Here is a 23,154-nt window from a genome sequence, read left to right as displayed (position 1 = left end):
GAGCACAGTCTAGGGAGATCACCGTCAAGCGCGGTCAGCGGATGGTAAAGGCTCGGTAAAGATGTTCAGAGGCAGTAGTAATAGCCACGGCTGCGCAGGGCGACGATGCGTGGCCGGCCATCGGCGTGGGGGCCGATCTTCTTGCGCAGGTTGCTGACGTGCATGTCCAGGCTGCGGTCGTACAGGGTCAGCTTGCGGCCCAGGCTGATCTGCGCCAGTTCCTGCTTGTCCAGCGGCTCGCCGGGTTGGCGCAGCAGGGCTTCGAGAATGCGGCTTTCGGACAGGGTCAGGGTCATTTCGCGGCCATCGATGCTGGCCACGCCACGGGCAGGGCTGTAGACCAGGTCGCCCAGTTCCACCTGGCTGGTGGTGGCGGTGGGGTGGCTGCGGCGCAGCACGGCACGCAGGCGAGCGGTGAGTTCACGCGGGTCGCAAGGTTTGGCCAGGTAGTCGTCGGCGCCCAGTTCCAGGCCGAGGATGCGGTCCAGCGGCTCGCCGCGGGCCGAGAGCATCAGCACCGGCAGTTCGGCATGCTCGCTGCGCAACTGCTTGAGCAGTTCCAGGCCACTGCCGTCGGGCAGCATCACGTCCAGCACCACGGCCGCCGGGGCATGCGTGGCCAAGGCCTGGCGTGCGCTCTGGCCATCGTGACAGGCGCGCACGGTAAACCCTTCCTGGGACAGCCAGCTGCCGAGCAGCTCGCACAGCTCCTGGTCATCATCTATCAGTAACAGCTCGCTCATGACTCACTCAATTCAACCATTGACGGCGGCTATTCGGCCCGCCAGTGGCAAAGATACCGCAGACTGATGGCAACAGTATAACTGCCGGTACCGCGTGGGCTTCTTCGCGGGTAAACCCGCTCCTACAGGAGCAGTGCAAGCTCGAAGCCTGCGCCGTCTCTGTGGGAGCGGTTTTACCCGCGAAGAAGCCCACGCGGTCTCAGATCAAGGCAGCACTTGCTTGAACGGCTTGACCACCACCTTGTCGTACACGCCCGCGGCAATGTAAGGGTCGGCATCGGCCCAGGCCTGCGCCGCGGCAAGGGAGTCGAACTCGGCAACGATCAGGCTACCGCTGAAACCCGCTTCGCCCGGGTCGTTGCTGTCGATGGCCGGGTGTGGGCCGGCCAGTACCACGCGGCCCTCGGCCTTCAGCTGCTGCAGGCGTTCGATGTGCGCCGGGCGGGCAGCCAGGCGCTTTTCCAGGGAGTTTGCGACGTCGCTGGCGATGATGGCGTAGAGCATGTCAATCCTTGGGTTTGGAGGTAGAAGGGTCGTCGTGCAGGTGGCGCGACAGGTACACGCCCTGCGCTACCAGGAACATCACGGTCATGCCCAGGCTGCCGAACACCTTGAAGTCGACCCAGAAGTCCTGGAAGGTGAAGGCGACGAACAGGTTGGCCGCGCCACAGAACAGGAAGAAGCCGATCCAGGCCAGGTTCAGGCGGGTCCAGATGGCATCGGGCAGGTTCAGGGCGTGGCCCATGATGCGCTTGATCAGCACCCGGTCGCCGATGAAGTGGCTACCGGCGAAGCCCAGGGCGAACAGCCAGTTCACCACCGGTGCCTTCCACTTGAGGAAGGTTTCGCTGTGGAAGGTCAGGGTCAGGCCGCCGAACACCAGGCAGGCCACCAGGGTGAGCCACTGGCCCTTTTCCAGCTTGCGCTGGCGCAGGAACAGCGCGCCGTAGACCACCAGCGAGCTGATGATCAGCATGGCCGTGGCGCTGTAGATGCCGCCGAATTCGAAGCTGTGGCCGGCGACTTCCATGGGGCGCGGGTCGAGCTTGTAGACGATGAAGAACAGCAGCAGCGGGATGAAATCGATGAATTGTTTCACAATGGCAGCCAGAATCGGGATGTGACGGCATAATAACAAACATCGATTCCAGCGAAAGCGCTCCTCCATGAATGTTGATCTGCACTGTCACAGCACGGCCTCCGACGGCGCCCTGTCGCCCTCGATACTGGTCGCCCGGGCCCATGAGCATGGGGTGCAAACGCTGGCACTGACCGACCATGACACCATCGAAGGCCTGCCCGAGGCGCGCCAGGCGTGCCGCGACAAGGGCATGCACTGGGTCAGCGGGGTGGAGCTATCGTGCACCTGGGGTGGCGCGACCATCCATGTGCTGGGCTATGACTTCCCGCTCGACGCACCGCCCCTGCTGGCGGCGATCGAAGCGCTGCACCGTGGCCGCTGGCTACGCGCCGAAGAAATCGACAAACGGCTGGCGGCCAAGGGCATGCGCGGTACCCTCGACGGCGCTCGCGCCGTGCAGCACGAACTGGGCGATAGCGGCAACGCCCCGGCGCGCCCGCATTTTGCCGAGTACCTGGTGCGTGCCGGGCACGTCAAGGATCGCGGCGAGGCGTTTCGCAAATGGCTGGGCGCTGGCAAGCTGGGGGACGTCAAGCAGCACTGGCCGACCCTCGATGAAACCGTCGCCACTTTGCGCCAGTCCAATGCATGGGTGAGCCTGGCGCATCCCATGCACTACGATCTGACCCGCAGCAAGCGCAGAAGGCTGATTGCCGACTATATTCAGGCAGGCGGGCAGGCGCTTGAAGTGGTCAACGGGATGATGCCTGCCGAGCAGGTGGGCACCATGTCCATCCTCACCCGTGAGTTCGGCCTGCTGGCAAGCGCTGGCAGTGACTTCCACGGCCCCGGCACCTGGGGCGAGATCGGTGCCTACCGGCCTTTGCCCGAGGACCTGCCACCTCTGTGGCGCCGATTCAGCCATGAACAGCCTTTGGCGGTATGAACAGGACGACTACGTGAGCCAATTTTTCCAGATTCATCCGGAGAACCCGCAGCAGCGCCTGATCAAGCAGGCCGTCGAGATTATCCGCAAGGGCGGTGTGGTGGTGTACCCGACGGATTCGGCCTATGCACTGGGTTGCCAGATGGGTGACAAGGCGGCCATCGAACGGGTGCGGCGCCTGCGCGGGCTGGACAAGACCCACAACTTCACCCTGATGTGCTGCGACATGTCGCAGCTGGGGTTGTACGCCAAGGTCGACACCGGCACCTTCCGGCTGCTCAAGGCACATGTGCCGGGGCCTTACACGTTCATCCTCAATGGCACGCGCGAAGTGCCGCGCCTGCTGTTGCACGACAAACGGCGCACCATCGGGCTACGGGTGCCGGCCCATGCCATCACCCTGGCCTTGCTGGCTGAACTGGGCGAGCCGTTGATGAGTGTGAGCCTGATCTTGCCGGGCGACACCGAGCCAATGACCGACCCTTACGAGATCCGTGAGCGCCTGGAGCACCATGTCGACCTTGTGATCGACGGCGGTTTCGGTGACCTCAAGGCATCGACCATCATCGACCTGTCCGGCGATGAACCGGAACTGGTCCGTGAAGGCTGCGGCGACCCCACGCCGTTCCTGGTCAACGCGTGAGCCAGGTGGAAACGCCCGAGGCACCGGCCGAACAGGCCGAAACGCCTCGGCAGCTGCAGTTGGCACTGGTCTATGGCGAAGCCCTGACCGAGCTGCCACTGGACCTGTACATCCCGCCGGACGCTCTGGAAGTCATCCTCGAAGCCTTCGAAGGCCCGCTGGACCTGTTGCTGTACCTGATCCGCAAGCAGAACATCGACATCCTCGACATCCCGGTGGCGGAAATCACCCGCCAGTACATGGGCTACGTGGAGCTGATGAAGAGCGTGCGCCTGGAGCTGGCCGCCGAATACCTGGTGATGGCTGCCATGCTCGCCGAGATCAAGTCGCGCATGTTGCTGCCGCGCTCGGCCGAGGTCGAGGAGGAGGAGGGTGATCCGCGCGCCGAACTGATTCGCCGGCTGCAGGAGTACGAGCGTTTCAAGGCCGCCGCCGAAGGTATCGATGAATTGCCACGGGTTGGCCGCGAGTTGGTGGTGCCGCGGCTGGAGGCGCCGCAGGCCAAGGTGCGCAAGCTGTTGCCCCAGGTCAGCCTGGAAGAGCTGCTGGTGTCGATGGCCGAGGTGATGCGCCGCAACGACCTGTTCGAAAGCCATCAGATCACCCGCGAGACCTTGTCCACCCGCGAGCGCATGAGCCAGGTGCTGGAACGCCTGAAGGGCGGCGGTTTCGTGCCGTTCGTCGAGCTGTTCGCCGCCGAGGAGGGCAAGCTGGGCGTGGTGGTGACCTTCATGGCGATTCTCGAGCTGGTGAAGGAATCGCTGATCGAACTGGTGCAGAATGAACCCTTCGCCGCCATCCACGTGCGGCTTCGCCCGGCGCTTGTTGAAGACCCTGATGAACCTGAATGAACCCCGCGACCTGGCGTCGCTGATCGAAGCCTTTCTGCTGGCTTCGGGCAAGCCGCAATCCCTGGAGCGCCTGTACGAACTGTTCGAGGAAGCCGAGCGACCGGAGCCCAAGGTCTTCAGGCAGGCGCTGGAGCTGCTGGGCAAGTCGTGCAACGGCCGCGCCTTCGAGCTCAAGGAGGTGGCCAGCGGTTACCGCCTGCAGATTCGCGAGGACTTTGCGCCGTGGGTCGGGCGCCTGTGGGAAGAGCGCCCGCAGCGCTACTCGCGCGCGCTGCTGGAAACCCTGGCCCTGATCGCCTACCGCCAGCCCATCACCCGTGGCGAAATCGAAGATGTGCGCGGCGTGGCGGTGAACAGCAACATCATCAAGACCCTGATGGAGCGCGAGTGGATCCGCGTGGTCGGCTACCGCGAAGTGCCCGGGCGGCCGGCGATGTTTGCCACTACCAAGGCGTTTCTCGACCATTTCAACCTCAAGAGCCTGGACGAGCTGCCAGCCTTGGCCGAGCTGCGGGAGATGGAGCCCGAGCCGCTGCTCGACCCGGATGATGCGCCAGTGCCGGCGCACCTGCAGGCATTGGCGGATGCCAGCCTTGGGGAAGAGGAAGAGGTTGCCGAGCCGAAGGAGGAGACCAGCTTCCGTAGCCTGCTGGTGGAGCTGGATGCGATGGAAGAGGGGCTGAAGACCGATTTCGATGATTTGCGCGAGGAAGAGACTGAGGCTGCTGTTGAAGAAGAGGGCAAGGTGCAGCCTTGAATCTTCTGTTGTCTGTGCTGGCCCTTTCGCGGGTAAACCCGCTCCCACAGGGATATCACAGGCCCTGAGAGTGATGCGGTACCTGTGGGAGCGGGTTTACCCGCGAAGAGGCCGGTACTGCCAATACATAACCATTAGGCAGAAACCCCTCGCAAAGCCCACAAAACCCTCTACCCTCCAGTGCGTTCCCCCGCCGAACCGCGTATGATGCGCGGCCTTTTGGCGCGTTCGTCGCCAGAACCCTTATTTCATTCCTACACCGGGAGGTGCCCAGATGAGTGAGCAAGACCTGCAAGATACCGAGATCACCCCTCCATCCGGCGAAAAGCTGCAGAAAGTGCTGGCGCGCATTGGCGTTGGCTCGCGCCGTGACGTCGAGGCCTGGATCAGCCAGGGCCGCATCAAGGTCAACGGCGTCGAGGCCACCCTCGGCCAGCGCGTCGACCTGCACGACGCCATTGCCGTGGATGGCAAGCTGATCAAGCGCGAAGAGGCCGCCGAGGCCACCCGCCGGGTGATCATGTACAACAAGCCCGATGGCGAAATCTGCACCCGTGACGACCCGGAAGGCCGCCCGACCGTGTTCGACCGCCTGCCACGTCCGAAAGAAGGCCGCTGGATCAACATCGGCCGCCTCGATATCAACACCACCGGCCTGCTGCTGTTCACCACCGACGGTGAACTGGCCAACCGCCTGATGCACCCGTCCTACGAGATGGACCGTGAGTACGCGGTACGTGTGCGTGGTGAGGTCGACGACGAGATGATCGAGCGCCTGAAGGCCGGCGTGATGCTGGAAGATGGCCCTGCCAAGTTCACCGACATCCAGAAGGCACCCGGTGGCGAAGGCTTCAACCACTGGTACCACTGCGTGGTGATGGAAGGCCGTAACCGTGAAGTGCGTCGCCTGTGGGAGTCCCAGGGCATGGTGGTCAGCCGCCTGAAGCGCGTGCGTTTCGGCCCGGTGTTCCTCAACTCCGACCTGCCGATGGGCCGCTGGCGTGAAATGACCCAGGGCGAAATCGACATCCTCGCTGCTGAAGTGGGCCTGCAGCCGGTGGCGCTGCCAGCCATGAAGCTCAAGGCCAAGGACAAGATGGAGCGCCTGCAGCGCAAATCGACCCGCCCGCTGGGCCGTGGCGAGCGCGTGCGCAGCCTGCGCCCGGCCCACGAAGGTGCTGCTGCCGGCGAACGCCCGGCGCGCCAGGCGCGTGAAGAGGCCCCGCGCAAGACCGGCCGTGGCAGCACCGTGGCCGAACGCCCGAGCGAAATGCGCAAGCGTCCGGCCAAGCCTGAAGGTGACAAGCCGGCAGGCCGTGGCCGCGGCAAACCGCGTGGCTGATTGGCCTTTGCGTTGAAACAGAACCAGCCTTCGGGCTGGTTTTTTATGGCTGTGAGAATTTGGGGCTCCTGCGCAGCCCATCGCGACACAAGGCCGCTCCCACAGAAAACGCGTCACCTGTGGGAGCGGCCTTGTGTCGCGAAAGGGCCGCAAAGCGGACCCAAGATACTGAACAAAAAGAATTTTTCGGACGACTGGCAAGTTCCTGAACCACCTTGTAAAGAAAATTGTACGAATGTGGTCGGTTTCAGCCCGGATTTCAGATTAGGTCGAATCGTGTAAACAAACCTTGCCGCCGGCTCACCGTCAAAACAGCCAGCCAAGCCCCGCCCACCCTTGCCCAAAGCCCCGCCCCACGGTGTTATAGCCGCTATTGCCGTGTGCAAAAGCCTGTCCACAGAGCCAGGCTGACAAAACAACAAATGGAGGCGCCATGTACGCCGATCACTTCGCCTTTCAAGGCCCACACCACAGGATCGCTGCGTTTTTTCCCGAGGAAACGATGCAACGCGTTGACGCCTGCGCGTTTGCAGGGGTATACAGTGCGCCGCGTTTTACCTGTGACTCCTTTGCGTACCGCGCACTCTTGATCACGCCTGGTTGACCCGCCCCGGCGGCACCTGAGGTCAGGAAACCCAAGGTAACCACCTTGCCCATTCCGCTGCGCCACGAGCGCGGTGGGTCCGATTCCGTCACAGATAAAAACAATGCAGGTGACTTCGTTCATGAGTGGACAAAACATGCATTCAGGCGAGCTCAAGCGCGGCCTGAAGAACCGCCATATCCAGTTGATCGCCCTCGGCGGTGCGATTGGTACCGGCCTGTTCCTCGGCTCGGCAGGCGTGATGAAATCCGCTGGTCCGTCGATGATCCTTGGCTACGCCATCTGCGGCTTCGTCGCCTTCATGATCATGCGCCAGCTCGGCGAAATGATCGTCGAAGAGCCGGTGGCCGGCTCGTTCAGCCATTTCGCCCACACCTACTGGGGTGGTTTCGCCGGCTTCCTGTCGGGCTGGAACTGCTGGGTGCTGTACATCCTGGTGGGCATGTCGGAGCTTTCGGCGGTCGGCAAGTACGTCCACTACTGGTGGCCGGAGATCCCCACCTGGGTCACGGCGGCAGCGTTCTTCGTGCTGATCAACGCCATCAACCTGATGAACGTGAAGTTCTTCGGTGAGGCCGAATTCTGGTTTGCCATCATCAAGGTGGTGGCCATCGTCAGCATGATCGGCCTGGGTGCCTACCTGCTGACCAGCGGCAGCGGCGGCCCCGAGGCAACCGTGGCCAACCTGTGGTCGCACGGCGGCTTCTTCCCGAACGGTGTCAGCGGGCTGGTGATGGCCCTGGCCTTCATCATGTTCTCCTTCGGTGGCCTGGAAATGCTCGGCTTCACCGCAGCCGAGGCCGACAAGCCGAAGACCGTGATCCCCAAGGCAATCAACCAGGTCATCTACCGTATCCTGATCTTCTATGTCGGTGCCCTGGTGGTGCTGCTGTCGCTGACCCCATGGGACAACCTGGTAGCCAGTATCGATGCCTCCGGTGGCAGCTATGGCAGCAGCCCATTCGTGCAGGTGTTCTCGCTGCTGGGCAGTGACGTGGCCGCGCACCTGCTGAACTTCGTGGTCCTGACTGCAGCGCTGTCGGTGTACAACAGCGGCACCTACTGCAACGCCCGCATGCTGCTGGGCATGGCCGAACAAGGTGACGCTCCGGCGTCGCTGGCCAAGGTCGACAGCCGCGGTGTGCCGGTGCGCTCGATCCTGGCGTCGGCAGGCGTGACGCTGATCGCGGTGCTGCTCAACTACCTGATGCCGCAAAACGCCCTGGAACTGCTGATGTCGCTGGTGGTGGCTACCCTGGTGATCAACTGGGCGATGATCAGTTACTCGCACCTGAAGTTCCGCCAGCACCTGGACCGCACTGGCCAGAAGCCGCTGTTCAAGGCGCTGTGGTACCCCTATGGCAACTACATCTGCCTGGCGTTCGTGGTGCTGATCCTGGGCATCATGGCGATGATCCCGGGTATCCAGGTTTCCGTGTATGCGATCCCGGTGTGGCTGTTTGCCATGTTCGTGGTCTACATGGTCAAGCCGCGTCGCAAGGCGCAGGCGCTTGGGGCTGCTGGTAGCGTGGCCAAGTAAGGCGCTGCGGCGATAGAAAAACCCGAAGCCGGGTGACTGGCTTCGGGTTTTTTGTTGCCTGTGCCGGCCCCTTCGCGGGTAAACCCGCTCCCACAGGGACATCACCTGACCTGAAAGCAGCGCTATACCTGTGGGAGCGGGTTTACCCGCGAAGAGGCCGGCACAGGCAAAAATCAGATCTGCTCCAGCAACCAGCTGCGAAACGCCCGCAGCGACGGCAACGCCTCATTGCGCGGCGGGTAGATCAGGTAATAACTGCGCTGGCTGGCAAATGCCACCCCTGGGCTGTAGAGCTCACCCTTGGCCAGTTCTTCCTCCACCAGTATGCGCGGCACCAGGCCGATGCCGATCCCGGCCCGTACCGCCTGGATCAGGTGCGAGGTCAGCTCGAAGCTCGGCCCCAGGCGCATCGCCCGGTGCGCCAGGCCATGGTGCGAGAACCACTCGCCCCAGGCATGCGGGTTGTTGGCCACATTCAGCAGCACCTCTTCACTGATGCGTGCAGGGCTCCAGCCTTGGCTGTCCGCACCAGCCTCAGGCGGCAATATCACCACCAGTTCCTCGGCATGCAGGCGATGGCAGATCAACCCCGGCAGGTCGTGGCTGGCCACGCCGATGGCGGCATCGATCTCGCTGGTGTCGAAGTTGATGGCTTCGATGCGTGAATGTATGTGCACCAGCATGCCCGGGTGTGCGCTGTAGAAGGCATGCAACCGCGGCAGCAGCCATTTCGAACCGAAGGTGGGCAGGGTGGCCAGGCGCAAGGTGCCTACCCCCGACTGGTAGGCCAACGCCTGCAAGGTGGCGCTGCGGATGCGCCCCAGTGCCTCGCTGAGCTCGCGCTGGTACAGGCGGCCGACATCGGTCAGCTGCACCTGGCGCCCCTCGCGGCGGAACAGGGTCAGGCCCAGTTGCTGCTCCAGCGCCTGCACCTGGCGGCTGACCGCGCTCTGGGTCAGCGATAGCTCGGCGGCGGCTCGGGTGTAGCTTTCATGCCGGGCGGCAGCCTCGAAAGCCAGTAGCAGCGACATGGACGGGGTGAGATGGCGGTAATTCATTCATGAAAGTCATTAATAGCGGCAGGATTATCCGTTTGCCCCTGAAACGAAACTACAGGAACATTGGCCTGCACGTCACCTCCGCATGTCATCACCCATGCCGGAACGACAGGAATCCCGTGAATTAGCCAATATCAAGAGGCCATCCTTCGATGATCGCCCAGCTGCCGACCGTTGCCCCGAGCGCCAACTACCCCGAATTCCTCGAAGCCCTGCGCAACAGCGGCTTCCGTGGCCAGATCAGTGCCGACTACGGCACCCGCACGGTGCTGGCCACCGACAACTCGATCTACCAGCGCTTGCCACAGGCGGCGGTGTTCCCGCTGGACGCCGACGATGTGGCGCGGGTCGCCACGCTGATGGCCGAGGGGCGCTTCCAGCAGGTCAAGCTGACCCCGCGCGGTGGTGGTACCGGCACCAACGGGCAGTCGCTGACCGACGGTATCGTCGTCGACCTGTCGCGGCACATGAACAAGATCCTCGAAATCAACGTCGAGGAACGCTGGGTGCGGGTGCAGGCCGGTACTGTCAAGGACCAGCTCAACGCTGCGCTCAAGCCGCACGGGCTGTTCTTCGCCCCCGAGCTGTCCACCTCCAACCGTGCCACTGTCGGCGGCATGATCAACACCGACGCCAGCGGCCAGGGCAGCTGCACCTATGGCAAGACCCGCGACCACGTACTGGAGCTGCACAGCGTGCTGCTCGGCGGCGAGCGCCTGCACAGCCTGCCGATCGACGATGCCGCGCTGGAGCAGGCCTGTGCTGCGCCCGGCCGGGTCGGCGAGGTGTACCGCATGGCGAGGGAGATCCAGGAAACCCAGGCCGATCTCATCGAAGCCACCTTCCCCAAGCTCAACCGTTGCCTGACCGGTTATGATCTGGCCCACCTGCGCGACGAGCAGGGCCGCTTCAACCTCAACAGCGTGCTGTGCGGTGCCGAGGGCTCGCTGGGCTATGTGGTCGAAGCCAAGCTCAATGTGCTGCCGATCCCCAAGTACGCCGTGCTGGTCAACGTGCGCTACACCAGCTTCATGGATGCCCTGCGTGACGCCAACGCGTTGATGGCGCACAAGCCGCTGTCGATCGAGACCGTCGACTCCAAGGTGCTGATGCTGGCGATGAAGGACATCGTCTGGCACAGCGTCGCCGAATACTTCCCGGCCGACCCCGAGCGCCCGACCCTGGGCATCAACCTGGTGGAGTTCTGCGGCGACGAGCCGGCCGAGGTCAATGCCAAGGTGCAAGCGTTCATCCAGCACCTGCAGAGCGACACCAGCGTCGAGCGCCTGGGCCATACCCTGGCCGAGGGTGCCGAGGCGGTGACCCGCGTCTACACCATGCGTAAACGTTCGGTGGGCCTGCTGGGCAACGTCGAGGGCGAAGTGCGCCCGCAACCGTTCGTGGAAGACACCGCGGTACCGCCGGAGCAACTGGCCGACTACATCGCCGACTTCCGTGCACTGCTCGATGGCTACGGCCTGGCCTACGGCATGTTCGGCCACGTCGATGCCGGCGTGCTGCACGTGCGCCCGGCGCTGGACATGAAGGACCCGGCCCAGGCCGCGCTGGTCAAGCCGATTTCCGACGCCGTGGCGGCGCTGACCAAAAGCTATGGCGGCTTGCTGTGGGGCGAGCACGGCAAGGGCCTGCGTTCGGAATACGTGCCGGAGTACTTCGGCGAGCTGTACCCGGCGCTGCAGCGCCTGAAAGGCGCCTTCGACCCCCACAACCAGCTCAACCCGGGCAAGATCTGCACCCCGTTGGGCAGTGCCGAGGCCCTGACCCCGGTCGATGGCGTGACCCTGCGCGGTGACCTCGACCGCACCATCGACGAACGCGTGTGGCAGGACTTCCCTAGCGCCGTGCACTGCAACGGAAACGGCGCCTGCTACAACTACGACCCCAACGACGCCATGTGCCCGTCGTGGAAGGCCACCCGCGAGCGCCAGCACTCGCCCAAGGGCCGTGCCTCGCTGATGCGCGAATGGCTGCGCCTGCAGGGCGAGGCCAACATCGACGTGCTGGCGGCGGCACGCAACAAGGTGTCGTGGCTCAAGGGCCTGCCGGCACGCCTGCGCAACAACCGCGCGCGCAGCCAGGGCCAGGAAGACTTCTCTCATGAGGTGTACGACGCCATGGCCGGCTGCCTGGCGTGCAAGTCGTGCGCCGGTCAGTGCCCGATCAAGGTCAACGTGCCGGACTTCCGCTCGCGCTTCCTCGAGCTGTACCACGGCCGCTACCAGCGCCCGCTGCGTGACTACCTGATCGGTTCGCTGGAGTTCACCATCCCGTACCTGGCTCACGCGCCCGGGCTGTACAACGCGGTGATGGGCTCGAAGTGGGTGAGCAAGCTGCTGGCCGACAAGGTCGGCATGGTCGACAGCCCGCTGATCAGTCGCTTCAACTTCCAGGCCACCCTGACCCGCTGCCGCGTCGGCGTGGCCAGCGTGCCGGCCCTGCGTGAACTGACCCCGGCCCAGCGCGAGCGCAGCATCGTGCTGGTGCAGGATGCCTTTACCCGTTACTTCGAGACACCGCTGCTGTCGGCCTTCATCGACCTGGCGCACCGCCTGGGCCACCGGGTGTTCCTGGCGCCGTATAGTGCCAACGGCAAGCCACTGCACGTTCAGGGCTTCCTCGGTGCGTTCGCCAAGGCGGCGATCCGCAATGCCACCCAGCTCAAGGCCCTGGCCGAGTGCGGCGTGCCGCTGGTGGGCCTGGACCCGGCGATGACCCTGGTGTATCGCCAGGAGTACCAGAAAGTGCCGGGCCTGGATGGCTGCCCGCAGGTGCTGTTGCCGCAGGAGTGGTTGATGGACGTGCTGCCGGAGCAGGCACCGACTGCGCCGGGCACTTTCCGCCTGATGGCGCACTGCACCGAGAAGACCAACGTGCCGGCCAGCACCAGGCAGTGGGAGCAGGTGTTTGCCCGCCTTGGCCTGAAGCTGGTGACCGAGGCGACTGGCTGCTGCGGTATGTCCGGTACCTATGGGCACGAGGCGCGCAACCAGGACACCTCGCGGACCATCTTCGAGCAGTCGTGGGCGACCAAGCTGGACAAGGAAGGCGAGCCGCTGGCGACAGGCTACTCGTGCCGCAGCCAGGTCAAGCGCATGACCGAGCGGCAGATGCGCCACCCGCTGGAAGTGGTGCTGCAGTACGCTCAGCGCTGACCTTCACGGCCCCGGGGGCTGCCTTGCAGCCCATCGCGACACAAGGCCGCTCCTACAAGAAAAACGCGGTCTCTTGTAGGAGCGGCCTTGTGTCGCGAAAGGGGCGCAAAGCGCCCCCCTGTTTTTAAAGACCCCGCTGACGCCGCGCCTGCCGATACAGATACAGGCTCAACACCAGCCCGCAAGCCGCCGCCGCTGCCGCAAACAGAAACATCGAAGCAAACCCGAACCCCGCCGCCACCGCGCCCACCAGTGGCCCGGTCACCCCCAGCGACAAATCGATGAACAGCGAATAAGCCCCCACCGCCGCCCCGCGGTTGGCCGCCGACACCTGGTTCACCGCCTCCACCCCCAGTGCCGGGAACACCAGCGAGAAGCCGAACCCGCTCAGTGCGGCCCCCGCCAACGCCAGTTCGGCGCTAGGCGCCAGCCACAGCATCAGCAGCCCGAGTGTTTCCACCGACAGGCAGGCGATCGCCACCCGGAACCCGCCAAGCCGGTTGATCAGGTTGCCGAACAGTAGTCGCGCACTGATGAAACTGGCGCCGAACAGGCTCAGGGTCAGTGCCGCATTGGCCCAGCCACGGCTGGCGTAATACAAGGTGATGAAGGTGGCGATGGTGCCAAAGCCGATCGAGCCCAGGGCAAGCCCCGAGCCGTGCGGGAACACCTTGCCCAGCACCCGCAGGAACGGCAGGCGCACGCCACTGACGATCGGTGCGGCCTGTTTGGGCCAGGCCAGCAGCAACCCGAGCGCACACAGCAGGATGATGCTCACGCCCATGCTCCACAGGCCCAGGCTCTTGACCATCAGCACGCCCAACGGAGCGCCGATGGCCAGCGCGCCATAGCTGGCGATGCCGTTCCAGGAAATGACCTTGGCCGTGTTTTCAGCACCTACGCGGCCAATGCCCCAACCAATGGAACCGGAGCCCACCAGGCTTTCCGCACTGCCGAGTACCAGGCGGCCTACCAGCAGGCAGGCCAGGCTAAGCCAGGGGAGGTGGGTGAGGAAGGCGCAGGCCAGCATGAACACCCCGCTGAGCCCGCAGCCGGCCAGGCCATACATGACCGCCTTCTTGCTGCCGTGGTTGTCGATGATGCGGCTGGCGGTAGGCCGGCTGAGCAGGGTGGCCAGGTACTGCACGCTGATCACCAGGCCCGCGACCACGGCACTGAAGCCCAGGTCGTTGTGCACATAGCCGGGCAATACGGCCAGCGGGATGCCGATGTTCAGGTAGCCGATGAAGGTGAAAAGGACGATGGAGACGACTTGCAGGGTGACCGCAAGGGGGCGCGGTGAGTGGGGCATGAGGGCCTACGTGGGTTCTGGACGGTGTGAAAACGTGATGACGGGGGGTAGCCCGCAGGTCAGCCGTTTTCACACAGTCGGGGGATGCGCGGTTATTCCTGGTCAGCGCTGGATTGATCGTCACCATCCTGCTCGACGGCAGCTGCCGGTTCGGCGTGAACGGTAACGGTTGGCTCTTCTGGGTTCAGGCTTGGGAAGGGAAGATTCGGGATTTCATGCATCTCGTCGTTCCTCGCAAGTGTGAGTGAAAAGTCTGCGCCAGGCGCGTTTGAAGCTTTGCAAAGCTGGGGCAGGATACACAAGTCTGGATGACAGTTTGGGTTTTTTTGGCGGTCGCTTGTCGGTTTTGCGGGCGAACAGCGGACATTTTTTCCATAAAAAATGGGGCCACCGGGCTAATGCCAGTCAGTTAAGACTGACGCTTTGAGCTTTAGCCCGTAGGCCGCAAAATCCGATGCTTGGAAACGAGCATCGGATTTTTTATGCGCCTGTCACAAGCCCTCTCCCTCACTCACGAAATGGCATCGCGGCCACATGCCCTCGAGGGGCTGGGGGCGTTGCTCGATCCTGATCTTGTGCAACAAGCTTTTGAGACGGCAGGTGTCGCGACCATTCGCAAGCGACGCCTCCCGCTTGAGAGCCTGGTGTGGTGCATCATCGGCATGGCGCTGTTCCGCCGTATGTCGGCTTGGGATGTCGTAAACCACATGGACATCATGCTGCCGGGCAAGAGGCCTCTGGTGGCCCCCAGTGCTGTTGTACAAGGGCGGCAGCGACTGGGCAGTGAAGCTGTACGTGAAGTTTTCACGCTCACTCAGCAGCGGTGGCACGAAGAAACCAAGCACCCGCACTGGTTGGGCTTGACGCTGCTTGGTGTGGACGGTGTTGTCTGGAGTACGCCTGACACAGCTGAAAACCGTGCGTTTTACGGGGGCGCTACCAATCAGCATGGGGATGGCGGTTTTCCTCAGGTTAGGATGGTCTGCCAGATGGAGCTGACCAGCCACTTACTGATAAACAGCACTTTCGAGAGCTACCACAGTAGTGAAATGAAGCTGGCAGAGCAGCTGATCGCGACCACGCCGAACCACTCGCTGACCCTGTTCGATAAAGGTTTCTATTCGTTGGGCTTGCTGCACCACTGGCAGTCACAAGGTGAGCATCGACACTGGCTGATCCCTGTGAAAAAGGGCACTCAGTACGAGGTGGAACACACGCTAGGACGCAACGATGCCGTGGTCGTCCTGCGCACATCGCCCCAGGCCCGCAAGCAATGGCCAGGCTTGCCGCTGGAAATGCGGGCACGACTGCTGAGCAAAACAATCAAAGGAAAGGTTGTGAGTGTCTTGACCTCAATGACCGATGCGCAGCGCTTCCCTGGCGATGAGATCGTTGATCTTTACAGTCAGCGCTGGGAAATCGAGCTGGGTTATCGGGAGATCAAACAAGGACTTCTGGGGGGCGAATACACCCTGAGAAGCAAGACGCCGGAGATGATTGCGCAAGAGCTGTGGGGCGTGCTGTTGGGCTACAACCTATTGCGTTATCAGATGGTGCAGATGTCGAGACAGTGCCCAGGCGTGTACCCATGCGAGATGAGCTTTACCGCTTGTAGCTGGGCGATTCTGGGCTTGCTGCATGGCACGTCATTAAACCATCCCGGCAACTTGCCAGGTTTTTTGGCAGATCTGCAGGCGTCAGCGGCTCAGTATGTCCTACCCCATCGGCGACCCGATCGATGGTTCCCCAGAGTGGTGAAGCAGCGCCCTGCAAAATATCCGACCCGAAAATGAAAATGCCAGTCAGCTTAACTGACTGGCATTAGGCCACCGGGCCCCATTTTCTCAGTGCTTACTTGCGGCCTTCAGCCGTCTCCGCCACCTTGTCGGTGCGTGCGCACATGATGAAGTCATTGCGGTGCAGGCCTTTGATCGAGTGGCTCCACCAAGTCACGGTGACCTTGCCCCACTCGGTCAGCAGGCCCGGGTGGTGGCCTTCGGCCTCGGCGATCTCGCCCACGGCATTGGTGAACGCCAGGGCGTGCTTGAAGTTCTTGAACAGGAACACGCGTTCCAGCTCCATGTGGCCGTCACGTACTTCGATGTTCCAGTCCGGGATTTCGCGAATCAGCTCGGCCAGCTCTTCGTCGGTGACCTTTGGTGCGTCGGCGCGGCAGGCTTCGCAATGGGCTTGGTTCAAGGCATTCATGTGGTGTTTTCCGGTTCGAGTTGTTATCGGCAAGGTCGCTCAGGCAGCGACCTTGGGTGGAAACTTCGGTGCGTGCAGGCCCAGCTGCATGGCTTTGTGAACCATGCCCATGATGTCTTCGTGGGCCAGGTCGAACAGACGCTTCATATTCGGTAGCACGAAATACAACGGCTGCAGGATGTCGATGCGATACGGTGTGCGCATGGCCTCGATCGGGTCGAAGGCCTGGTGCTCGGGCTCGCCAGACAGACTGTAGACGGTCTCCTTTGGCGACGAGAGGATGCCGCCGCCATAGATCTTGCGGCCCTGCGCGGTTTCCATCAGGCCGAACTCGATGGTCATCCAGTACAGGCGCGCCAGGTAAACGCGTTGTTCCTTGGTCGCGGCCAGGCCGAGCTTGCCGTAGGTATGGGTGAATTCGGCGAACCAGGGGTTGGTCAGCAGCGGGCAGTGGCCGAAGATCTCGTGGAAGATATCGGGCTCTTGCAGGTAGTCCAGCTCTTCCGGGGTGCGGATGAAGGTGGCCACCGGGAAGCGCTTGCTGGCCAGCAGTTCGAAGAAAGTCTGGAAGGGGATCAGCGCCGGGACCCGGGCAACCTGCCAACCGGTGGTGGCGCCCAGCACCTTGTTGATCTCGCCCAGTTGCGGAATACGGTCATGGGGCAGCTTGAGCTGGTCGATGCCGTCCAGGTATTCCTGGCACGCGCGGCCTTCGATCACTTTCAGCTGACGGGTGATCAGGGTGTTCCATACCGCATGCTCTTGCTGCGGGTAATCGATAAAACCATGCGCATCGGGCTCGCGTGCCACGTATTGCGTCTGTTTCATGTGGCTCTCCTGGTGAGGGCTTTTCTTGTTATGTGCAGGACATGCCTAAGGAATATCCCTTCGCTGGCCACTTTGCACGGGGTGGGCCATTGGGCGGGACCGGCATTCGGCGATGTTTTCGTAACGATAATTTTACAAAAAGGCGCAGGTGTCGGAAAATCCGAGGCATCTGGCTGAAGCTTCGGCTGTTTTTGTCAGCTTATCTTTACGACTTTTCCGCGCGGTGTTGAAAAACATTGGCGCTTCGAGAGCCCTCATGCGTATCAAAGTGCATTGCCAGAACCGTATTGGCATCCTGCGCGACATCCTCAACCTGCTGGTGGAGTACGGCATCAACGTGCTGCGCGGCGAGGTGGGTGGTGACCATGGCAACGCCATCTACCTGCATTGCCCGAACCTGATCAATCTGCAGTTCCAGGCGCTGCGGCCGAAGTTCGAGGCGATTGCCGGGGTATTCGGTGTCAAGCGCGTGGGGCTGATGCCCAGCGAGCGCCGGCACATGGAGCTGAATGCGCTGCTGGGGGCGCTGGACTTCCCGGTGCTGTCGATCGACATGGGCGGCAGCATCGTCGCCGCCAACCGTGCCGCTGCGCAGCTGCTGGGGGTGCGGGTGGACGAGGTGCCGGGCATGCCGCTGGCGCGCTATGTGGAGGACTTCGACCTGCCAGAGCTGGTGCGCGCCAACAAGTCGCGCATCAACGGCCTGCGCATCAAGGTCAAGGGCGATGTGTTCCTGGCCGATATCGCGCCGCTGCAGTCCGAGCACGACGACAGCGAGGCGCTGGCCGGCGCGGTGCTGACCCTGCACCGCGCCGACCGTATCGGTGAGCGCATCTATAACGTGCGCAAGCAGGAGCTGCGCGGTTTCGACAGTATCTTTCAGAGCTCGCGGGTGATGGCTGCGGTGGTGCGCGAGGCGCGGCGCATGGCGCCGCTGGACGCACCATTGCTGATCGAGGGCGAGACCGGCACCGGCAAGGAGTTGCTGGCGCGTGCCTGCCACTTGGCCAGCCCGCGCGGCCAGTCGCCGTTGATGGCGCTCAACTGCGCCGGGTTGCCCGAGTCGATGGCCGAGACCGAGCTGTTCGGCTACGGCCCCGGGGCATTCGAAGGGGCGCGGGCCGAGGGCAAGCTGGGGCTGCTGGAACTGACCGCCGGTGGCACGCTGTTTCTCGACGGGGTAGGGGAGATGAGCCCGCGCTTGCAGGTGAAGCTGCTGCGTTTTCTGCAAGATGGCTGCTTCCGCCGCGTAGGCAGCGATGAAGAGGTGTACCTGGATGTGCGAGTGATCTGCGCGACCCAGGTGGATTTGTCCGAATTGTGTGCCCGGGGCGAGTTTCGTCAGGACCTGTATCACCGGCTCAATGTGTTGTCGCTGCACATTCCACCATTGCGCGAATGCATGGATGGCCTGGAAGGGCTGGTACAGCACTTTCTCGACCAGGCCAGCCGACAGATCGGCTGCGCCATGCCGCGCCTGGCGCCGGCGGCGATGGACAAACTTGGCCAATATCATTGGCCGGGTAATGTAAGGCAGTTGGAAAACGTGTTGTTCCAGGCGGTTTCGTTATGCGAAGGCGGCGTGGTCAAAAGTGAACATATACGTTTGCCGGATTACGGCGTGCGCCAACCGCTGGGTGAGTTTTCGCTGGACGGGGATCTTTCGCAGATTGTCGGGCGCTTTGAAAAAGCGGTGCTGGAAAGTTTGATGGGGGAATTCCCGAGTAGTCGGGCTTTAGGTAAAAGACTGGGTGTTTCGCATACTACTATTGCCAACAAGTTGAGGGATTATTCACTTGGCAAGTCTGCAGATTAATCCGCCTTTATAAAAGGCGGGACTGCTGCGCAGTCCTTTCGCGACACAAGGCCGCTCCTACAAAGGCCTGCGTACGCCTATCAATGTAGGAGCGGCCTTGTGTCGCGAAAGGGGCCCGCAGGGCCCCAAATTCACAAGGTATCAGCCGTTCGAGCAGCCGTTCCCCATCACGCGATATTCGAGAATGTGCTTCTGGCCCTTGGAGTCTTCGTAGGTCATGCGGGCTGGCACGACTTCGCACACATTGGGCACTTCGCTCATGGAAATGACGCGGGCAATGTCCAGGTGCTGCGAGTAACTGTACTGTTCAACCGGAATCTGCTCGGCATCTTTGGCTTCGCCGGCCATCGCCGCGCCGCAAAGACTGCCAAGTACCAATACCAGTAAAGCTTTCATTTTCAATTTACCTGTCTAAGGTCGTGAGGGGGCACGCGGCGCTTATGGCGCCGCGAGTATTGCTAGTTTTAACTATCAGGTTTGGAGGGGGATTAACGCTTGCCTTCGTGGGGGCTGTTACCAGTTGTTAATCGCCTTGCCGTTGCTGGCGAGGTGAATTTTATGGCTGAGGCCAAGGCCGAAACAGTGGGTCTTTTGATAAAGTGTTTTGACAGAATCTGTAACAATCCTCTGGTAAACCGCGCCCGTAATTTCTCGCCTGGGCTCTAAGGTGCGTGCCAGAGCGCTTTGTCGGGACGGGCGTACCAAATTACTACCAACGTCGAATGGCTTTTGTCGCTCTGGTACAGTTACAAACGGTTCCATACAAAAACAACTATTACACCGAGGTAACACAGATGAGTGCGGCTCCACTGTATCCCGTTCGTCCCGAGGTTGCGGCCACCACCCTGACCGACGAGGCCACCTACAAGGCCATGTACCAGCAATCGGTGATCAACCCGGACGGCTTCTGGCGCGAGCAGGCCCAGCGCATCGACTGGATCAAGCCATTCACCAAGGTCAAGCAGACCTCCTTCGACGACCATCACGTCGATATCAAATGGTTCGCCGACGGCACTCTGAACGTTTCCTCCAACTGCCTGGACCGCCACCTCGAAGAGCGCGGTGACCAGCTGGCCATCATCTGGGAAGGCGACGACCCTTCCGAACACCGCAACATCACCTATCGTGAACTGCACGAGCAGGTCTGCAAGTTCGCCAACGCCCTGCGTGGCCAGGATGTGCACCGGGGTGACGTGGTCACCATCTACATGCCGATGATCCCCGAAGCCGTGGTCGCCATGCTGGCCTGTGCCCGTATCGGTGCCATTCACTCGGTGGTGTTCGGCGGCTTCTCACCCGAAGCGCTGGCCGGCCGTATCATCGACTGCAAGTCCAAGGTCGTGATCACCGCAGACGAAGGCGTGCGCGGTGGTCGCCGTACCCCGCTCAAGGCCAACGTCGACCTGGCGCTGACCAACCCTGAAACCAACAGCGTGCAGAAGATCATCGTGTGCAAGCGCACCGGGGGCGACATTGCCTGGCACCAGCACCGCGACATCTGGTACGAAGACCTGATGAAAGTCGCCTCCAGCCATTGCGCGCCGAAAGAGATGGGTGCCGAGGAGGCGCTGTTCATCCTTTATACCTCCGGCTCCACCGGCAAGCCGAAGGGCGTGCTGCACACCACCGGCGGCTACCTGGTATACGCCGCGCTGACCCATGAGCGCGTGTTCGACTATCGCCCGGGCGAGGTGTACTGGTGCACCGCCGACGTGGGTTGGGTCACTGGCCACAGCTACATCGTCTATGGCCCGCTGGCCAACGGCGCCACCACCCTGCTGTTCGAGGGCGTGCCGAACTACCCGGACATCACTCGTGTGTCGAAGATCATCGACAAGCACAAGGTCAACATCCTGTACACCGCGCCAACCGCTATCCGCGCGATGATGGCCGAAGGGCAGGCTGCAGTCGAAGGTGCCGATGGCTCCAGCCTGCGCCTGCTGGGCTCGGTGGGTGAGCCGATCAACCCCGAAGCCTGGAACTGGTACTACAAGGCCGTGGGCAAGGAGCGTTGCCCGATCGTCGACACCTGGTGGCAGACCGAGACCGGCGGCATCCTGATCAGCCCGCTGCCTGGCGCCACCGGCCTCAAGCCGGGCTCGGCAACGCGTCCGTTCTTCGGCGTGGTGCCGGCGCTGGTGGATAACCTGGGCAACCTGATCGAGGGCGCTGCCGAGGGCAACCTGGTGATCCTCGATTCCTGGCCGGGCCAGTCGCGTTCGCTGTACGGCGACCACGACCGTTTCGTCGATACCTACTTCAAGACCTTCCGTGGCATGTACTTCACCGGCGACGGTGCGCGCCGCGACGAGGATGGCTACTACTGGATCACCGGTCGCGTGGATGACGTGCTGAACGTGTCCGGTCACCGCATGGGTACTGCCGAAATCGAAAGCGCCATGGTGGCGCATGCGAAAGTGGCCGAGGCCGCGGTGGTGGGTGTGCCGCACGACATCAAGGGGCAGGGCATCTATGTGTATGTCACCCTGAATGCCGGTATCGAGGCCAGCGAGCAGCTGCGCCTGGAGCTGAAGAACTGGGTGCGCAAGGAAATCGGCCCGATCGCCTCGCCGGATGTGATCCAGTGGGCGCCGGGGCTGCCGAAGACCCGGTCGGGCAAGATCATGCGCCGCATCCTGCGCAAGATTGCCACCGGTGAGTACGATGCCCTGGGTGATATCTCGACCCTGGCCGACCCGGGTGTGGTGCAGCACCTGATCGATACCCACAAGGCCATGAGCCTGGCTTCGGCCTGATAGCGAAGCTCGCAAACGCTGGAGGCGTTGCGCTATCTCTGTGGGAGCGGCTTTAGCCGCGAAGAACCCAGCGCGGTGGATGGCACCGGCGTTGCCGGTGTTCGCGGCTGAAGCCGCTCCCACAGGGTGAGGTATATGCCTGAGGGCTGTGTTGTATCAGTGAGGCCAGCCAACAAGAACCCCGCCCGGGCAACCGGCGGGGTTTTTGCTTTACTGTTACCCGACATTCATCGGTAACTGTTCTGTCACCGGCGTCGCACAACATCGGGGCGCCAGGAAACAAATCCGGCCTGTTTCGGTGCGTTTTCGCAGTGTTTTTTGCGACCCGGCACGCTGCACTTGCCGTAATACAAGGCTTTGCCAATAATAGGCCCGGGAATTGCTAGTACTATAGGTTCTATTTCTTGCGCTCTTGCATATTTTGCAATGGCTGTCAACATCGCCCGTTGCCGTTTCAAGCGCTTCTGTAAGTAGTTGTCGCTTTGAAGAAATATCGACTACCGGGCTGTCGTTAAAATGCCACTCACTCGCTCGTGGTCTGCGGCCTTGGTCGAACCCTGCGCGGCTCGCGTTGTACCCATTCGCATATCGGGCAGCCGTTACCTGCCTTGTATTGCCCCGTACCGATGGAGTTACCTGATGAAGAAGCTCGCACTGCTTGGCGCCCTGGCGCTGTCCGTGTTTTCCCTGGTGTCGCAGGCCGATGAAAAACCGTTGAAAATCGGCATCGAAGCCGCCTACCCACCCTTCGCCTTCAAGCAGCCAGACGGCAGCATTGCCGGTTTTGACTACGACATCGGCAACGCCCTGTGCGAAGAGATGAAGACCAAGTGCACCTGGGTCGAGCAGGAGTTCGACGGCCTGATCCCGGCGCTGAAAGTGCGCAAGATCGACGCCATCCTGTCGTCCATGTCGATTACCGAAGACCGCAAGAAATCGGTCGACTTCACGAAGCGCTACTACCTGACCCCTGCGCGCCTGGTGATGAAGGAAGGTACCGCCGTCAGCGACAGCCTGGATGAGCTCAAGGGCAAGAAGATTGGTGTGCAGCGCGGCTCGATCCACGACCGCTTCGCGAAGGAAGTACTGGGCGCCAAAGGTGCCACCGTGGTTCCTTACGGCACCCAGAACGAAATCTACCTGGACGTGGCAGCTGGCCGCCTCGATGGCACCGTGGCCGACGCTACCCTGCTGGAAGACGGCTTCCTCAAGACCGACGCCGGCAAGGGCTTCGCCTTCGTAGGCCCGGCCTTCACCGACGCCAAGTACTTCGGCGACGGCATCGGTATTGCCGTGCGCAAGGGTGACAAGGCCAACGTCGACCGCATCAACGCTGCCATCGACGCCATCCGTGCTAACGGCAAGTACAAAGAAATCGAGAAGAAGTACTTCAACTTCGATATCTACGGTCCAGACTCGAACTAAGACGTCGGGTTTCACCTGTGCAATGGTGCAAACAGCAGAGGCTCTGAGGTTTGCACCATTTTTCATTCTCT

The 23,154-nt window shown here is 62.3% G+C and carries 20 protein-coding genes; 11 read left to right on the top strand and 9 right to left on the bottom strand.

Annotation, left to right across the window (positions count from 1 at the left end):
- Window positions 1-65: 65 nt before the first annotated feature.
- From M1D87_RS19400 to M1D87_RS19390, 3 genes are all read right to left on the bottom strand, one after another.
- Entirely contained in the window at window positions 66-743 is a 678-nt protein-coding gene (locus tag M1D87_RS19400; RefSeq protein ID WP_039612602.1) for a response regulator transcription factor, read from the bottom strand.
- A gap of 204 nt (window positions 744-947) precedes the next feature.
- Window positions 948-1,247, bottom strand: a complete 300-nt coding sequence (locus M1D87_RS19395; RefSeq protein ID WP_015271283.1) for a YciI family protein — start codon at window positions 1,245-1,247, stop codon at window positions 948-950.
- Window position 1,248: 1 nt separating this feature from the next.
- Window positions 1,249-1,842 carry a septation protein A gene (locus M1D87_RS19390; protein ID WP_039612603.1) on the bottom strand — a complete coding sequence of 198 codons (594 nt, stop codon included), beginning with the start codon at window positions 1,840-1,842 and terminating at the stop codon, window positions 1,249-1,251.
- 67 nt (window positions 1,843-1,909) lie between these two features.
- On the opposite strand from M1D87_RS19390, the gene M1D87_RS19385 reads away from it, so the two are divergent.
- The 6 genes from M1D87_RS19385 (at window position 1,910) to M1D87_RS19360 (ending at window position 8,507) form a co-directional block, all read left to right on the top strand.
- Window positions 1,910-2,770, top strand: a complete 861-nt coding sequence (locus M1D87_RS19385) for a PHP domain-containing protein (RefSeq protein ID WP_061551280.1) — start codon at window positions 1,910-1,912, stop codon at window positions 2,768-2,770.
- A 13-nt stretch (window positions 2,771-2,783) separates the two neighbouring features.
- Window positions 2,784-3,413, top strand: coding sequence for an L-threonylcarbamoyladenylate synthase (locus tag M1D87_RS19380; protein WP_038408376.1), 630 nt, complete (start codon window positions 2,784-2,786; stop codon window positions 3,411-3,413).
- A 125-nt stretch (window positions 3,414-3,538) separates the two neighbouring features.
- Window positions 3,539-4,264 (top strand): segregation and condensation protein A, encoded by a 726-nt coding sequence (locus M1D87_RS19375; RefSeq protein WP_183596509.1) that lies wholly within the window; start codon window positions 3,539-3,541, stop codon window positions 4,262-4,264.
- Complete coding sequence (gene scpB / locus M1D87_RS19370; protein ID WP_123083760.1) at window positions 4,251-5,021, top strand: SMC-Scp complex subunit ScpB; 771 nt, start codon at window positions 4,251-4,253, stop codon at window positions 5,019-5,021. Before M1D87_RS19375 ends, scpB begins: the two co-directional genes overlap by 14 nt.
- A 274-nt stretch (window positions 5,022-5,295) precedes the next feature.
- Complete coding sequence (rluB, locus tag M1D87_RS19365) at window positions 5,296-6,363, top strand: 23S rRNA pseudouridine(2605) synthase RluB (RefSeq protein ID WP_013973666.1); 1,068 nt, start codon at window positions 5,296-5,298, stop codon at window positions 6,361-6,363.
- A 725-nt stretch (window positions 6,364-7,088) separates the two neighbouring features.
- The gene (locus tag M1D87_RS19360) at window positions 7,089-8,507 is read left to right on the top strand and encodes an amino acid permease (protein WP_421091807.1); all 1,419 of its coding nucleotides are present in this window, start codon (window positions 7,089-7,091) and stop codon (window positions 8,505-8,507) included.
- 173 nt (window positions 8,508-8,680) lie between these two features.
- Here M1D87_RS19360 and M1D87_RS19355 read toward each other — a convergent pair whose 3' ends face one another.
- Entirely contained in the window at window positions 8,681-9,565 is an 885-nt protein-coding gene (locus M1D87_RS19355; protein ID WP_013973663.1) for a LysR substrate-binding domain-containing protein, read from the bottom strand.
- 152 nt (window positions 9,566-9,717) lie between these two features.
- Between M1D87_RS19355 and ydiJ the strand changes: the two genes are divergently transcribed.
- The gene (ydiJ, locus tag M1D87_RS19350) at window positions 9,718-12,738 is read left to right on the top strand and encodes a D-2-hydroxyglutarate dehydrogenase YdiJ (RefSeq protein ID WP_123083758.1); all 3,021 of its coding nucleotides are present in this window, start codon (window positions 9,718-9,720) and stop codon (window positions 12,736-12,738) included.
- Between the two features lie 124 nt (window positions 12,739-12,862).
- On the opposite strand, the gene M1D87_RS19345 is transcribed toward ydiJ, so the two are convergent.
- Together M1D87_RS19345 and M1D87_RS19340 are read right to left on the bottom strand one after the other, a co-directional pair.
- A complete protein-coding gene (locus M1D87_RS19345) occupies window positions 12,863-14,050 on the bottom strand; it encodes an MFS transporter (RefSeq protein WP_039612608.1) in 1,188 nt (395 codons plus the stop codon).
- Window positions 14,051-14,142: 92 nt separating this feature from the next.
- A complete protein-coding gene (locus M1D87_RS19340; protein ID WP_015271274.1) occupies window positions 14,143-14,271 on the bottom strand; it encodes a hypothetical protein in 129 nt (42 codons plus the stop codon).
- A 261-nt stretch (window positions 14,272-14,532) separates the two neighbouring features.
- On the opposite strand from M1D87_RS19340, the gene M1D87_RS19335 reads away from it, so the two are divergent.
- Window positions 14,533-15,843 (top strand): IS4 family transposase, encoded by a 1,311-nt coding sequence (locus M1D87_RS19335; protein ID WP_024086280.1) that lies wholly within the window; start codon window positions 14,533-14,535, stop codon window positions 15,841-15,843.
- 58 nt (window positions 15,844-15,901) lie between these two features.
- Here M1D87_RS19335 and M1D87_RS19330 read toward each other — a convergent pair whose 3' ends face one another.
- On the bottom strand, window positions 15,902-16,258 hold the full coding sequence (locus M1D87_RS19330) for a 4a-hydroxytetrahydrobiopterin dehydratase (RefSeq protein WP_003254532.1): 357 nt from the start codon (window positions 16,256-16,258) through the stop codon (window positions 15,902-15,904).
- 39 nt (window positions 16,259-16,297) lie between these two features.
- Window positions 16,298-17,086, bottom strand: a complete 789-nt coding sequence (gene phhA / locus M1D87_RS19325; RefSeq protein ID WP_003260109.1) for a phenylalanine 4-monooxygenase — start codon at window positions 17,084-17,086, stop codon at window positions 16,298-16,300.
- A gap of 256 nt (window positions 17,087-17,342) precedes the next feature.
- On the opposite strand from phhA, the gene M1D87_RS19320 reads away from it, so the two are divergent.
- Entirely contained in the window at window positions 17,343-18,902 is a 1,560-nt protein-coding gene (locus M1D87_RS19320; RefSeq protein WP_025340129.1) for a sigma-54-dependent phenylalanine hydroxylase transcriptional regulator PhhR, read from the top strand.
- Between the two features lie 141 nt (window positions 18,903-19,043).
- Here the strand turns inward: M1D87_RS19320 and M1D87_RS19315 are convergent, their stop codons facing one another.
- The gene (locus M1D87_RS19315) at window positions 19,044-19,298 is read right to left on the bottom strand and encodes a DUF2790 domain-containing protein (RefSeq protein ID WP_003260110.1); all 255 of its coding nucleotides are present in this window, start codon (window positions 19,296-19,298) and stop codon (window positions 19,044-19,046) included.
- Between the two features lie 398 nt (window positions 19,299-19,696).
- Here M1D87_RS19315 and acs point away from each other — a divergent pair, with 398 nt between their 5' ends.
- Window positions 19,697-21,658, top strand: a complete 1,962-nt coding sequence (gene acs, locus M1D87_RS19310; RefSeq protein ID WP_023661365.1) for an acetate--CoA ligase — start codon at window positions 19,697-19,699, stop codon at window positions 21,656-21,658.
- Window positions 21,659-22,297: 639 nt separating this feature from the next.
- The gene (locus tag M1D87_RS19305; protein WP_023661364.1) at window positions 22,298-23,083 is read left to right on the top strand and encodes an ABC transporter substrate-binding protein; all 786 of its coding nucleotides are present in this window, start codon (window positions 22,298-22,300) and stop codon (window positions 23,081-23,083) included.
- Window positions 23,084-23,154 lie beyond the last annotated feature (71 nt).

This window comes from Pseudomonas sp. SA233, from assembly GCF_054792385.1.
Note: the sequence above shows the minus strand (reverse complement) of the source record. Positions and strands in the feature narration are given on the sequence as shown.

Bases quoted from the DNA above. Each gene is read 5' to 3' on its own strand.
- M1D87_RS19305 (WP_023661364.1), top strand. From the start codon at position 22,298: ATGAAGAAGCTCGCACTGCTTGGCGCCCTGGCGCTGTCCGTGTTTTCC.
- M1D87_RS19360 (WP_421091807.1), top strand. From the start codon at position 7,089: ATGAGTGGACAAAACATGCATTCAGGCGAGCTCAAGCGCGGCCTGAAG.
- scpB (WP_123083760.1), top strand. From the start codon at position 4,251: ATGAACCTGAATGAACCCCGCGACCTGGCGTCGCTGATCGAAGCCTTT.
- M1D87_RS19320 (WP_025340129.1), top strand. From the start codon at position 17,343: ATGCGTATCAAAGTGCATTGCCAGAACCGTATTGGCATCCTGCGCGAC.
- M1D87_RS19340 (WP_015271274.1), bottom strand. From the start codon at position 14,271: ATGCATGAAATCCCGAATCTTCCCTTCCCAAGCCTGAACCCAGAAGAG.
- ydiJ (WP_123083758.1), top strand. From the start codon at position 9,718: ATGATCGCCCAGCTGCCGACCGTTGCCCCGAGCGCCAACTACCCCGAA.
- acs (WP_023661365.1), top strand. From the start codon at position 19,697: ATGAGTGCGGCTCCACTGTATCCCGTTCGTCCCGAGGTTGCGGCCACC.
- rluB (WP_013973666.1), top strand. From the start codon at position 5,296: ATGAGTGAGCAAGACCTGCAAGATACCGAGATCACCCCTCCATCCGGC.
- M1D87_RS19355 (WP_013973663.1), bottom strand. From the start codon at position 9,565: ATGAATTACCGCCATCTCACCCCGTCCATGTCGCTGCTACTGGCTTTC.
- M1D87_RS19315 (WP_003260110.1), bottom strand. From the start codon at position 19,298: ATGAAAGCTTTACTGGTATTGGTACTTGGCAGTCTTTGCGGCGCGGCG.
- M1D87_RS19345 (WP_039612608.1), bottom strand. From the start codon at position 14,050: ATGCCCCACTCACCGCGCCCCCTTGCGGTCACCCTGCAAGTCGTCTCC.
- M1D87_RS19400 (WP_039612602.1), bottom strand. From the start codon at position 743: ATGAGCGAGCTGTTACTGATAGATGATGACCAGGAGCTGTGCGAGCTG.
- phhA (WP_003260109.1), bottom strand. From the start codon at position 17,086: ATGAAACAGACGCAATACGTGGCACGCGAGCCCGATGCGCATGGTTTT.
- M1D87_RS19385 (WP_061551280.1), top strand. From the start codon at position 1,910: ATGAATGTTGATCTGCACTGTCACAGCACGGCCTCCGACGGCGCCCTG.
- M1D87_RS19335 (WP_024086280.1), top strand. From the start codon at position 14,533: ATGCGCCTGTCACAAGCCCTCTCCCTCACTCACGAAATGGCATCGCGG.
- M1D87_RS19330 (WP_003254532.1), bottom strand. From the start codon at position 16,258: ATGAATGCCTTGAACCAAGCCCATTGCGAAGCCTGCCGCGCCGACGCA.
- M1D87_RS19395 (WP_015271283.1), bottom strand. From the start codon at position 1,247: ATGCTCTACGCCATCATCGCCAGCGACGTCGCAAACTCCCTGGAAAAG.